This is a genomic window from Paenibacillus sp. Z3-2 (assembly GCF_054161325.1).
Window position 1 is genome coordinate 1413704 of the sequence record NZ_CP096397.1, and the last position, 12193, is coordinate 1425896.

The window sequence follows — 12193 nt, forward strand, 5'->3', positions numbered from 1 at the left end:
ATTAAGACAATCTTGAATCCATTTCATATAGCCTTTAGGTGCTTGTGCTCGTACTGACAGGGTACGTATAGAATCATTTTTTGATCTCTATATGATAAGTTCCCCGTGGAGTATTTAAATGATTTATGAAATGGATTCACATACTGATCCAACGGGGGGGATACCATGTCCAATGTAACGGTTAAAGAACTGACATCCAAGCCTGACCGGGGCGTCAAAAGCTCGGTGTTTACATTAAAGTTGCTGCAACGTATTGTGATGATTCTGATTGGTGCTGCACTGATGGCTGTATCACTTGAAATATTCCTTGTGCCCAATGGCGTCATTGATGGGGGAATTACAGGGATTTCGATTATGGTGTCAGAGCTAACGCATCTGCCACTCGGAATATTCCTGACCTTGCTTAACTTGCCATTCCTGATTCTGGGTTACAAACAGATTGGTAAAACATTTGCGTTATCAACCCTGCTCGGAATCGTGGTGATGTCCATAGGGACTGCATTGTTGCACCGCGTGCCTGCATTAACACCAGGGGAGCCATTGCTCGGAGCTGTGTTCGGCGGATTGATCCTGGGTGTGGGGGTTGGACTCGTGATTCGTTCTGGTGGTTCGCTGGACGGTACGGAGATCGTGGCCATCCTGCTTAGTGAGAAATCACCATTGTCTGTAGGGCAGATCGTATTGTTTATTAACGTATTTATTTTCGCAGGAGCAGGATTTGTATTCGGCTGGCCGAATGCTCTGTATTCCATGATTGCATATTACATTGCGATGAAGATGATTGATATCGTGAATGAAGGACTTGACCAGTCCAAATCGGTATGGATCATTAGTGAGAAGTATCGTGATATCGGCTCAGCCCTGACAGACCGTCTTGGTCGTGGTGTAACTTTCCTCGATGGAGAGGGCGGATTCAGCGGGGACGAGAAGAAGATCATTTTTGTCGTGATTACCCGACTGGAAGAAGCGAAGCTGAAGACCATCGTTGAAGATTGGGACCCGCAAGCCTTTGTGGCTATCGGTAACATTCATGATGTGAAGGGCGGACGTTTCAAGAAAAAAGGTATCCATTAGCAATGTTCATACGCGTGAATAATAATAGCCGAGACCCTTGTCATGAGGGTGTCGGCTATTTTTTCTTCAAGTGTTTGAGGATATGCTCAACGGGTTGGGGGTCTACTGCTGCGATCAAATCTCCTGTTGTATTCAGTCGTTCAATAATGTTCATCAGATGATAATCCTGAATGGAGACATTCTTACGAACTTCATCCCAGGTCAGTGGAGTAGAGACAGTGGCGCCGGATTTGGCACGTGGCGTATAAGGAGCTGCCAGGGTTTTGCCACCGTAATGCTGGAGGTAGTCAAAATAAATCCGGTCTCCACGGTCCTTTTTGAGTCGTTCCAGTGTGAACAGATCCGGGTGCTTCTGGGTGACATATTTGCCTACAAAATAACCGATATCCCGCAATTCATCAAAGGTTACACCTTGAATAATCGGAACGATGATCTGAACGCCTGTTGCGCCTGAAGTTTTGGGAATGGACCGCAGACCAAGGGAAGTCAGGGTTTCGCCAACGATGAGTGTAGCTTGCATGATCCGGGGTTCATGTTCCTGAGAGGGGTCCAGATCAATCATCCATTCACAGGGCAGAGTGCTTCCGATCGCATGCAGGGAAGGATGGAATTCAAGTGCAGCCAGATTGCCAAGCCATAATAATTCGGGTAGTCCATTCATGACCACATAGCGGATACCGTCATGTACTTCAGTCCGAACATAATCCGGGATAGGCTCAGGGGCATTCTTTTGATAGAAAAATGTCCCTCCAGCGCCGTGAGGATACCTTATGGTGGTGAGCAGTCGATTGCTTGTATACGTGAGCAGATACGGAGCCAGGGCAGCCAGCTTTTGCAGATAAATGGCTTTGGTGACACCCGCATCCGGCCATAACAGCTTGTCCGGGTTCGTGACCGTTAGCTCAGTGCCTTCTATTATGATGGTTCCTTGGATCTTGGGGGGCATAACAGAACACCTCCTATATGTGTAATTGATCTCTTCATCATGGAAGAAGCTGGTTCGCCAGGCAATCCTCGCGGGTTACATCTGCGAAGGTCTGAATACTGGGATGACGCAATGTGCGATGATGTGTCAGTTCCATATATTGAACTTTTACACCTATTCGTGGTTCAACCCAGGTAGTCTCCGCACTGCGCTCGGGTATATTATGGAATGGCCTGTCCTGCCTGATCAGAGGTGCGATCTGATGCGTCAGTTCCCGCCAAGTATTGGAATTGAGTTTGCCAGTCCCGACATGACCAATATAGACAAAATCAGGCCCATCATATACACCAATCGCAACGGCATTCACGATACCGCTCCGGTAAGTGACACCCCCGATCATGGCATATACATCATGCATGATTTTGACCTTCTGCCAGCGCTGATCCTTGCCTTGAATGCCATAGCTGCTTGTTAGATCCTTGCAGACGATTCCTTCCATCTGGTGCTGTCTCATGACCGTAAGCAGGGAAGCCGCATCAATTGTATTCGTCACCTCTTGAACATGTGGAGCAGCGTTGAGAACCTCGTGCAACAGACGTTGTCGATCGGCCAATGGCTGATCTGTGACCCACTTCCCCTCATAGAACAGGATATCAAATACCATATAAGTAACCGGAATCTGATGTACGGCTTGGGCGATGCCTTCGGGTCTGCTCATACGATCCCGCCGCAGAACATGATAAAAAGAAGGTTTTCCGGTGTCCGGGTCCAGTGCAATCACTTCTCCATCCAGAATATACGAGGAACCGGAGCATAGATTACGTGGTGTTACCAGTTCGGGATATTGTGCGGTTCGTTCATGTAATCTGCGGTTCACCAGGCGCAGCTCCTGCCCGTCCTCATAGGCAAGCATGCGAACGCCATCCCACTTGACCTGGGCAATCCATTGCGGTCCTGTGGGTAAGGTATCCCGGGATATGGGTTCGAATGGAATCAACGGTTTGAACATGGAGAACTCCTTTCTCGTCCGGAGCATTAGAGAAGCGGACAGCCTATACATCATACGTCTTTTCGATTATCCATATTTTTTAATCTAACTTGTCGGAGTAGTCGTTAGGATGCACTAATGTGGACAGTCTTATAAAAAGCGAATTAAAAAGCCCAGGTACCCGATCTCTCTGTGATGTGGAGAAATCAGGTACTCGGGCTTGTGTTATGAAATTATTCATAATGATAGTGTGTGCTAAAAAAATCAATTCGCAGTTGTTAGACGTACACGGATGTTCTGTGGATCTACTGTAAACCAGGTATCCTCCACTTGTGTAACGGTTGCGCCGGATTGACGCAATTGTTCAAGTGCCTGTTCAACTTCTTCCTTTGTGGCGTAAACAATGGTGAAGTAGTCAATTCCTGTAGCGTTATCCGGATTGACAGGTGCATTCGATCCTGCCCAGATGTTGAGTCCCAGATGGTGATGATAACCGCCTGCGGAAACAAACAGCGCAGACATGTTGGCGAAGTTGCCCACGATATCGAAACCAAGTACACCGGTGTAGAAGTTGCGTGACTCTTCCAGGCTACGGACATGGAAATGTACGTGACCAATGACTGTGCCAGCAGGCAGCCCCTGCCAAGGTTCATTCTCCGATAGGGCAAACAGACTTTCTACATCTACAGGATCACTTGCCATCACGTAATTATTGTCGCTATCCCGTTTCCAGGTATCTCGTGCCCGGTCAGCATAGATCTCAATCCCGTTCTGGTCGGGATCGGAGATATAGAAGGCTTCACTGACGAGGTGATCGCCTTGCCCAATCTCAATACCGGATGCAGCCAGATTACGAAGAGCGAGACCCAGAGACTTACGGTCCGGCAGCAGGATGGCGAAATGATACAAGCCAGCGTGTGAGCGTTCAGGCAGGGTAATTCCATCCGTCAATTCTTCCAATCGCAGCAGAGACTGTTTTCCGTCGGCTGTCAATGTAGCTACTTTGCCACTCCGCTCCAGCAATTTCAAGCCAACCACATCGGTATAAAACTGGATCGAACGGTCAAGGTTCATAATTCGTAGACTCACTTCACCCAGATGGGTCGTGGCAGGGATTTGATATGCAGTATTCATGGTTGTTTCCTCCTGATTATTAGATAATATGGCTAATCCTTTGGTTCGTATATGAGTTGAAATTGGATTGTTGGATTGCACTTGACTGAAGTGAAAGTGCAGGTTAACTGTATATTCATAAATAAGTTACTTTTCATAAGTTAATATAAAATATAAATCACCTTTCGTCAATCGTATTTGCAAATATAGCTGATGTTTTATTGACAAGAATTGTTCTGATTAGTTCCGTGAAACAAAAAAAATCCGACTGCGAAGCCGGACCTGTGTTGAACTCATTACATGGCATATAACGGTTCGTTCTTGCCTAAGCGACAATCAAACTTTTGGTTTGGGTGTGGCCTTTTTTCTTTTGGCTGGAGCAGGTGCATCGGATTCTCCCCCGGCAACAGCTTGAGCAGGTGCTTTTCGCGGGGCACGTTTCTTGGGCTTGGCGGTTGTTGTCCCAGGGTCAGCTGGAATGGGCTTCACAGCCTCAATGCTTGCCTGCAATGCTGCCATCAAGTCCATCACATTGGCTTCAGGTTTGGCTGGAGCAATCTTGATTTCTTCGCCTGCCACTTTGTGCTGAATAAGATCCAGCAGTTTGCTGCGATAGTCATCGGTGTATTTACCGGGTTCAAAAGGCGTGGACAGTTGGTCAATCAGCAGCTTTGCCATCGTGAGTTCCTTCTCATTCACATTCTGCACTTCTGGCAGGTTTGGCACCTGGGAGACAGGACGAATCTCGTCCGGATAGAAAATGGTCTCCATGGACAGGCAATCTTCCAGCACACGTATGGCAGCGAGACTGCTCTTCGAGCGAATGGAAATTTTAGCTATGCCAATTTTGCCTGTATCTCTCATGGCATTCATTAGCAACTGATAGGCATTACCTCCAGCTTGATCGGGCGACAGATAATATGTTTTTTGGAAATAAATCGGGTCAATCTCATTTAAGTCCACAAAATCGAGAATGGTAATGGTTTTGCCGGTGGAATCATTTAACGCTTCCAATTCTTCTTTCTCGAAAAGTACGAACTTTCCCTTTTCATATTCATAGCCTTTGGTGATCTCTTCCCACTTCACATCCACTTCACAGGAGGGACATTGACGAACATAAGCGAGCGGACTGCCGCAGACTTTATGGATGTAGCGCATGGAGATGTCTTTGTCTTCGGTAGCCGAGAACATTTTGACAGGGACATGCACAAGGCCAAAACTGATTGCACCTTTCCAGACGGTATGCATAGGACGGCTCCTTTCGAAAGGTTGTTCAAAAATTCCGCTTTTGATTACGAATCATGCCTGGTGACATGATCAGCATCGAATATGAAATTCAGCCGAAATAAGCGGGAGGCTTACGAAGTATGTTTCCTTTCGAAACATTGTAGCTGCTCACGTAGTTTGCCTACGCTCCGTTGCTCCATTTCTAGCTTTATTCCATCTTCTCGGTACTGAAAACCGGAATTTTTGAACACGGATTTATATTCAATAGTATGGGCATCTGGCGCGAGGGATAATCGTCTTATGGACGAATGAATTCGTATGGTTCGGCGAGACTCGGGGATGATAACAGAAACATGCTTGAATTCCGACAGGAAGATGGGCATGGGATAGATAGTCATTCTCGCAGCACATATGCCGGGAGGTGCAATATGAAGAACAGACGGGATGAGGAAGAAGCACACAAGCATGCATTTTCTCCATATCCTCTTACCGAAGCCGAAAGCGCTGAAGAATTCTATACACCCGCTGCTGCAGTGAATTGGGAAGCGGTGACATCAGAAGAACTGCCACTCGACCGGGAGTCGTTCATGCTCGATATTGACCGGATGGTGAATGAAGGTCTTGGAGGCGGTCAGGTCACGGAGGACAACGGTTATATTGGTGATAGCACAACAGACGCCATGATTAGGGAAAACCACGAAGATCCGGAAGGGGAGTATGAATAAGATGATGGATGTGAAGCGCGCCAAAGCGATCTATGATTCGAAGGATACCATTGCCGTGACGCTGGAAGGTGATCCGGTATGGATCGAGAGTGTAGATGAAGACAATGGCATGGCAACTGTTCAGGTTGGAAGTAACCCGGGAAATACCCATACGGTTCGTGTGGATCGCTTGGAGGAGTAGTGACAGGTAGCTGCAGCGGTGGAGAAATCGTTGAATGAATGTAAGCTAAAAAATGCGCATCACATGGCCGGTACCTAGAGGTGCCGGTTTTTTTGTTGTACCCGTTAACGAACGTTTGCCATCTGCTTGTTTCCTTCGATGTTGCGGGGGAAGAAAGGGACCGATATAATAAGGTTCAAAGTGATCTCAGGCGGCTGGACCGCCAAAGGTGGGGCTTATATTGAATCTGACGCACGAGCAGTGGGTGTATCAATCCCATGGCATTGCAGATACAGAATTGCTCGCGTCCGCACTCGCCAAACAGGCAAACGCCGGTATGGTGATTGCTCTGGATGGTGATCTGGGCGCGGGAAAAACGGCATTTTCACAGAAATTTGCCTGGCATTTGGGTGTACGTGATGTGGTGAGCAGTCCCACATTTACGTTAATTAAGGAATATGAAGGGCGCCTGCCCTTGTATCACATGGATGTATATCGCATTTCGCTGGAAGAAGCGGATGAGCTTGGACTTGATGAATATTTCTATGGAGCCGGAGTGAGTCTCGTGGAATGGTCGAGTATCATTCCCGAATTGCTGCCGCAAGAGCACTTGCATGTGCAGATTGAAACAACGGGCCTAGAGGATCGAACGATTACACTGGATGGGTACGGCGAGACATATGCAGCCATGTGCCGACAGTTCAGACAGAATGGAGTCAAATGATGATGGAAGATTTACAAAAAGAGCCGCGTCAGCGGTTTTTGGCGTTGGATACGTCCACCGCAGTGATGGCAGCTGCGATGATGGAGGATCATGCGCTTCTGGAAGAACGCAATGAACGGGCCGAGCGTAACCATTCGGTACACGTTGTACCGGTGATGGAGCAGCTGCTGGCCGCCAGCAGCACACAGCCAGGTCAGCTTGACGGCATTGCTGTCGGCATCGGCCCAGGCTCGTACACGGGCATCCGCATTGCGGTGACCGCGGCGAAGACACTGGCCTGGGCGTGGGACATCCCCGTAGCCGGGGTGTCCAGCCTTCAGGCCATCGCCTGGGGCGGCTGGCATAGCGGCCTCGCCGCCAAGGCAGAAGCTGCGGCAGAGGATGCCGCAGCAGGGGCTGGCGGAACGCCATCCGCGGACCAGGGCAGCACAGGTGCTGCCCCTGTCCACTGGATCGTTCCGCTCGTGGATGCCCGGCGCGGTCAAGCATATACCGCGCTGTTTGCCTCCGCCGGGAGCGATGCGCCCCGGCGTCTGGCGCCTGATGCCATCCGCAAGATGGACGGATGGCTGGAAGCCCTCGCCGCCCGCATGGCGGAGGCGGCGCCGGAAGAGCGGCCCGCAGCCGTCTGGATCGTCGGCGACACGGGCCCGCATGCTGCGGCAGCGGCGGAGCTTCACTGCCCCGCAGGAACGGCGCTCCAGCTCGTACCTTATGAGCTGGAAGGCCGCTGGGTTGGGCGCCTTGGCGCCGCCGCGCTGCTTGCTGGTCAGCGTGATGACGTGCATGCGCTGGTGCCGAACTACACCCAGCTGTCTGAAGCAGAAGCCAATCTGCTGCGCAAAGACTGAAGGGGGAGGGGAAGCAGATGGACAACGTGGTGAATAACAAGCAGGAAGCAGCGCTTCAGTTCAGGTTCATGACACTCGCGGATATTCCCGATGTGATGGAGATTGAACATGAAGCCTTTACCCTGCCCTGGACGGAAGAAGCATTTCAAAATGAATTGACACACAATCATTTTGCTAAATATATGGTGATGGAATTGGAAGGCAAGGCTATTGGTTATGCCGGAATGTGGACGATTATGGATGAAGCCCATATTACCAATATTGCAGTCAGGGGAGCGTATCGTGGACGCAAGCTTGGTGAAAAGTTACTGGACGAAATCATGAGTACAGCAGCTTATCTCGGCATGGAACGAATGACGCTGGAGGTTAGAGTCTCGAACATCATTGCCCAGCGTTTGTATCAGAAAAAAGGGTTTGAATCGGCGGGTCTTCGTAAAGGGTATTACTCCGATAATGGGGAAGATGCGATGATTATGTGGGCGAACTTGCCACCTGCAGGCCGGAGCGGCGAAGAGGAAGGAAGCGTACTGGATTCATGAACGAACTCAATGAAAAAATAAATTCTGCACCATCCTATATTTTGGCGGTGGAGACAAGCTGTGATGAAACATCGGTAGCTGTAGTTAAGGATGGGCGAGAAGTGCTGTCCAATCTGATCTCAAGTCAGATCGAGACCCATAAGGCATTCGGCGGCGTTGTGCCTGAAGTGGCTTCACGCAAGCATGTTGAAGTCATTACACTGATGCTGGAACAGGCTATTGAGCAGTCTGGTATTCGTCCGCAAGATCTAAGTGCAATCGCCGTAACACAGGGTCCTGGGCTGGTCGGAGCACTGCTGGTGGGTATCGTTGCGGCCAAAACGATGGCGATGGCACTAGGCAAACCGCTCATTGGCACACATCATATTGCCGGGCATATCTATGCCAACCGACTTACCCATGAACTGCAATATCCGGCCATGGCACTGGTCGTGTCAGGTGGACATACGGAACTCGTGCATATGGAATCTGAGGGTAAGTTCAAACTGATTGGCCGTACAAGAGATGATGCTGTAGGCGAAGCGTATGACAAAGTAGCCCGTGCATTGGGCTGTCCATATCCGGGAGGTCCTCATGTGGACCGGATGGCGTCGGAAGCGGAGAATGTGGTGCCATTACCACGGGTATGGCTGGAAGCGGGCTCGTACGATTTCAGTCTCAGTGGTCTGAAGTCTGCTGTACTGAATGCGCTCAATCAGGCTAAAATGCGCGGCGAAACATTGGAGCCATCTGCGGTTGCACGTGGTTTTCAGGAAGCTGTCGTTGAAGTATTGGTGGAAAAAGCCGTGAGAGCAGTTCGTGAGTATGGTTCACGTCAACTGCTATTATGCGGTGGTGTAGCAGCTAACCGGGGATTGCGCTCGGCACTACAGGAGCGATGCACGAAGGAAGGGCTTGAACTGTTAATTCCGCCAATGGAATATTGTACGGATAATGCAGCCATGATTGGAGCGGCTGCTTATCTGAAATGGCAGCGGGGAGAAATCTCGGAATTTGACGCCAAAGCAGATCCGGGACTTTCTCTGGAGGAATGGTCCGTTAAGTCCATATAAACAGGCAAATTGAGATTAACAGTTGACAGCCTGGATGTGAAGAATGTATATTAGTTACAAATTTAAACAGGAATTCAGATTCCTGAACTGATAAACGCAATGAACAGGAACAGTAAGGTCATTCCCGGTCTTAGAGAGCTGCGGTGTGGTGCAACGCAGTCAAAGGAAACCTGAAACTCACCTGGAAGCGGAACGATGGAACACGGTGACTCCCCGGGAGAATCCGAAGGCCGATCATGGCCCAAAGTACATGGTTACGGGTTGCCTCCGTGAATGGGCCGTTGTCGGTAGGACTGTTATTATAAGGATTGACCGACAATAACTGAGGGGGCTTTCAGGCTGCTTCAAGTGATCCGGATGTGCGAAAGCATTCAGGGGTTCTCTTGAATGAACAGGAAGAAAGTCAACAAGAGTGGTACCGCGAAGGTGAACAGCCTGTCGTCTCTTGCATTATTGCATGAGGTGGCAGGCTTTTTTGATATCTAAAAGGCTGAAGAAAGTTAGATTCATAACATAAATGTGATGAACGGGAGCAGTAGAACGATAAAGCGCTCAGAGAGCTGCGGGGTGGTGCGACGCAGTGGCTGGAATCATTCGAATCTCGCCCGGGAACAGGGTTGTGGAAGCATGGGGACGATATCGTCCAGTTGTTCTAATGGACAACGTCATGTGATTACATAGCAACGGTTAACCCCCGTTATAGGGTGTTTCTCCGAATTCCAGTGGTGTTGTGCTTGCAGTACAATCCAGCGGATCTCGGAGACGACGAGGTGGATGGAGTCCGGCGCAAGCCTGGCACATCAAGCGAGAGTGGTACCGCGGAGGGGATAATAACCTGCCGTCTCTTATATGAGATGGCGGGTTATTTGTGTTTGCTGCCGGCAGCAGGGTGGGCAATGGAATGAACCATATGGAGCAATAAAAAGTCAGAAGGTCAGGGTGTAAGTCGACGTACACTCTGTTGTGATGAGGAACAGGATGAACATTTTACAATTTGATGGAGGCTGATGAATATGACAACGACTAATAACAAACGCATGATTGAAATTTTTGATACAACGCTGCGTGATGGAGAACAGGCACCGGGAGCAAGTCTGCAACCTGAGCAAAAGATCGAACTGGCACACCAACTGGCTTCTCTTGGGATCGACGTCATTGAGCCTGGATTCCCGATCTCAAGTCCAGGTGAGTTCGCGGCGGTTCAGGCGATTTCGAGACAGTTGCAGCATGTGGAGATCTGTGGATTCGCACGTGCAGTCAAAGGCGATATTGATGCAGCTGTTCAAGCTACAGCGGATGCAGCGCGGCGCCGAATTCACCTGTTTATCTCTTCTTCGGATATTCATATTGAGCATCAGCTGCGTCGTCCGCGCAGTGAAGTGGTGGCTACGGCCCGTGAGATGGTGTCTTATGCACGGCAGTTCACGGACATTGTAGAGTTCACCGCGATGGATGCGGCTCGGACGAAGATGGATGATCTGATCGAGATGGTCGAAGTAGCGATTGAAGCAGGGGCCAGCATTATCAATCTGCCGGATACCGTGGGTTATGCTCTGCCACATGAGTATGGAGAGATGTTCCGCCGGGTACGTGAGGGTGCAAGAGGCGGCGATCAGGTTCGTTATAGTGCCCACTGTCATAATGATCTGGGCCTGGCCGTAGCGAATAGCCTGGCCGCCATTGCCAATGGTGCTTCGCAGATTGAAGTGACCATTAATGGTATCGGAGAGCGGACAGGGAACTGTGCGCTGGAAGAACTGATCATGGCGCTGGAGACTCGGGGAGATGCGATTGGGGCGACATCCAACATTAAGCTGAACCAACTGTACGAGACCTCGCGTCAGATCAGTCGTGCGATGCACTTTCCGATTGCTTACAACAAGCCGGTGGTGGGACGTAATGCATTCCAGCATGAATCCGGGATTCATCAGGATGGTCTGCTGAAGAATCGGAACACCTATGAGATTATGGACCCGGAAGCGCTGGGTATTCCGCGCAGCATGATTATTCTGGGCAAACACTCTGGTCGTCACGCCCTGAAGGATCGGGTTCGCAAATACGGTTTTGAGCCGGATGAGCAACAGATGGAGCAATTGTATGAGGTGTTCAAAGAAACCGCGGACCAGCAAAAAGTGGTCAGTGACGACCAGTTATTGCAGATGGTTAGCCAGACCATGAATATTCCTGCACAGGATTACGAGCTGGTTGAATTGCAGGTGACGGCGGGTAGCATGACGGATCGAATGGCCGCCGTTCGCATTCGCACAAGCGCTGGAGAACAGTCTTACTCTGCCGTTGGCGGGGGCCCAGTGGATGCGACCATTCGCGCGATTGGTCAGAGCATTTCCGATGATATTGCGTTTGTCGATATGGAGATGCATGCCTTGAGTGGCGGAGAGGGTGCAAGTGCGGAAGCTGTAGTTACCGTGGAGCGTGCAGGACGTGAGTTCCGGGGAACAGCAACACATAATGATATCGTCATGGCTGCCGGTCTTGCTTATGTAGCGGCTTGTAATGCTGCTGGGCTGAAGGCCGAGTCTTCTGAAAATAATGAACAAGAAGCGCATGCGTAAAACATCTTTGCCAGATCGCATTTGCAGCAGCAATAGTAGCAATCGTGATTCGATGTAAATATGCATGGCATATAGTAAATAAACACAGGCAGGCCTTGAACGACAGAGGTCTGCTTATGTCTTTTTATGGAGGGACAATGAGAAGAGGGAAAATGCATTTGTCAAGGTGTGACTATAGTTATCCACATATCCAGTGTGAATTGTGGGTAACTACCGTAAAGTCAAACCAGTGATGTTTTCGA

At 49.7% G+C, this 12193-nt stretch carries 12 protein-coding genes and 1 other annotated feature; of the genes, 8 read left to right on the forward strand and 4 right to left on the reverse strand.

The window, feature by feature from the left end; translation table 11 throughout:
- Positions 1 to 165 precede the first annotated feature (165 nt).
- A complete protein-coding gene (locus M1D71_RS06055; protein ID WP_458125693.1) occupies positions 166 to 1074 on the forward strand; it encodes a YitT family protein in 909 nt (302 codons plus the stop codon).
- 55 nt (positions 1075 to 1129) lie between these two features.
- Here M1D71_RS06055 and ligD read toward each other — a convergent pair whose 3' ends face one another.
- The 4 genes from ligD to ku form a co-directional block, all read right to left on the reverse strand.
- On the reverse strand, positions 1130 to 2020 hold the full coding sequence (gene ligD / locus M1D71_RS06060; RefSeq protein ID WP_458125694.1) for a non-homologous end-joining DNA ligase: 891 nt from the start codon (positions 2018 to 2020) through the stop codon (positions 1130 to 1132).
- 37 nt (positions 2021 to 2057) lie between these two features.
- Positions 2058 to 3008: an ATP-dependent DNA ligase gene (locus M1D71_RS06065; RefSeq protein WP_458125695.1), complete on the reverse strand. Its 951-nt coding sequence runs from the start codon at positions 3006 to 3008 to the stop codon at positions 2058 to 2060.
- 243 nt (positions 3009 to 3251) lie between these two features.
- Entirely contained in the window at positions 3252 to 4121 is an 870-nt protein-coding gene (locus M1D71_RS06070; protein WP_458125696.1) for a VOC family protein, read from the reverse strand.
- Positions 4122 to 4436: 315 nt separating this feature from the next.
- Complete coding sequence (gene ku, locus M1D71_RS06075) at positions 4437 to 5348, reverse strand: non-homologous end joining protein Ku (protein ID WP_458125697.1); 912 nt, start codon at positions 5346 to 5348, stop codon at positions 4437 to 4439.
- Between the two features lie 407 nt (positions 5349 to 5755).
- On the opposite strand from ku, the gene M1D71_RS06080 reads away from it, so the two are divergent.
- The 7 genes from M1D71_RS06080 to M1D71_RS06110 all read left to right on the forward strand — a co-directional run bounded on the left by M1D71_RS06080 (position 5756) and on the right by M1D71_RS06110 (position 11951).
- Positions 5756 to 6052, forward strand: coding sequence for a hypothetical protein (locus tag M1D71_RS06080; RefSeq protein ID WP_458125698.1), 297 nt, complete (start codon positions 5756 to 5758; stop codon positions 6050 to 6052).
- 4 nt (positions 6053 to 6056) lie between these two features.
- Entirely contained in the window at positions 6057 to 6233 is a 177-nt protein-coding gene (locus tag M1D71_RS06085) for an H-type small acid-soluble spore protein (RefSeq protein ID WP_458127182.1), read from the forward strand.
- A 220-nt stretch (positions 6234 to 6453) separates the two neighbouring features.
- The gene (tsaE, locus tag M1D71_RS06090) at positions 6454 to 6936 is read left to right on the forward strand and encodes a tRNA (adenosine(37)-N6)-threonylcarbamoyltransferase complex ATPase subunit type 1 TsaE (protein ID WP_458125699.1); all 483 of its coding nucleotides are present in this window, start codon (positions 6454 to 6456) and stop codon (positions 6934 to 6936) included.
- A 2-nt stretch (positions 6937 to 6938) separates the two neighbouring features.
- On the forward strand, positions 6939 to 7787 hold the full coding sequence (tsaB, locus tag M1D71_RS06095) for a tRNA (adenosine(37)-N6)-threonylcarbamoyltransferase complex dimerization subunit type 1 TsaB (protein ID WP_458127183.1): 849 nt from the start codon (positions 6939 to 6941) through the stop codon (positions 7785 to 7787).
- 17 nt (positions 7788 to 7804) lie between these two features.
- On the forward strand, positions 7805 to 8326 hold the full coding sequence (gene rimI, locus M1D71_RS06100) for a ribosomal protein S18-alanine N-acetyltransferase (RefSeq protein ID WP_458125700.1): 522 nt from the start codon (positions 7805 to 7807) through the stop codon (positions 8324 to 8326).
- Positions 8323 to 9378 (forward strand): tRNA (adenosine(37)-N6)-threonylcarbamoyltransferase complex transferase subunit TsaD, encoded by a 1056-nt coding sequence (tsaD, locus tag M1D71_RS06105; RefSeq protein WP_458125701.1) that lies wholly within the window; start codon positions 8323 to 8325, stop codon positions 9376 to 9378. The genes rimI and tsaD overlap by 4 nt, the downstream gene beginning before the upstream one ends.
- A gap of 513 nt (positions 9379 to 9891) precedes the next feature.
- Positions 9892 to 10227 (forward strand) — a binding site (T-box leader).
- A 164-nt stretch (positions 10228 to 10391) separates the two neighbouring features.
- On the forward strand, positions 10392 to 11951 hold the full coding sequence (locus M1D71_RS06110; protein ID WP_458125702.1) for a 2-isopropylmalate synthase: 1560 nt from the start codon (positions 10392 to 10394) through the stop codon (positions 11949 to 11951).
- The last annotated feature ends 242 nt before the right edge of the window (positions 11952 to 12193 follow it).

Coding starts and splice junctions, on each gene's coding strand:
- M1D71_RS06065 (WP_458125695.1), bottom strand. CDS start 3,008: ATGTTCAAACCGTTGATTCCATTCGAACCCATATCCCGGGATACCTTA.
- ligD (WP_458125694.1), bottom strand. CDS start 2,020: ATGCCCCCCAAGATCCAAGGAACCATCATAATAGAAGGCACTGAGCTA.
- M1D71_RS06055 (WP_458125693.1), top strand. CDS start 166: ATGTCCAATGTAACGGTTAAAGAACTGACATCCAAGCCTGACCGGGGC.
- M1D71_RS06080 (WP_458125698.1), top strand. CDS start 5,756: ATGAAGAACAGACGGGATGAGGAAGAAGCACACAAGCATGCATTTTCT.
- M1D71_RS06110 (WP_458125702.1), top strand. CDS start 10,392: ATGACAACGACTAATAACAAACGCATGATTGAAATTTTTGATACAACG.
- M1D71_RS06070 (WP_458125696.1), bottom strand. CDS start 4,121: ATGAATACTGCATATCAAATCCCTGCCACGACCCATCTGGGTGAAGTG.
- ku (WP_458125697.1), bottom strand. CDS start 5,348: ATGCATACCGTCTGGAAAGGTGCAATCAGTTTTGGCCTTGTGCATGTC.
- M1D71_RS06085 (WP_458127182.1), top strand. CDS start 6,057: ATGGATGTGAAGCGCGCCAAAGCGATCTATGATTCGAAGGATACCATT.
- rimI (WP_458125700.1), top strand. CDS start 7,805: ATGGACAACGTGGTGAATAACAAGCAGGAAGCAGCGCTTCAGTTCAGG.
- tsaD (WP_458125701.1), top strand. CDS start 8,323: ATGAACGAACTCAATGAAAAAATAAATTCTGCACCATCCTATATTTTG.
- tsaB (WP_458127183.1), top strand. CDS start 6,939: ATGGAAGATTTACAAAAAGAGCCGCGTCAGCGGTTTTTGGCGTTGGAT.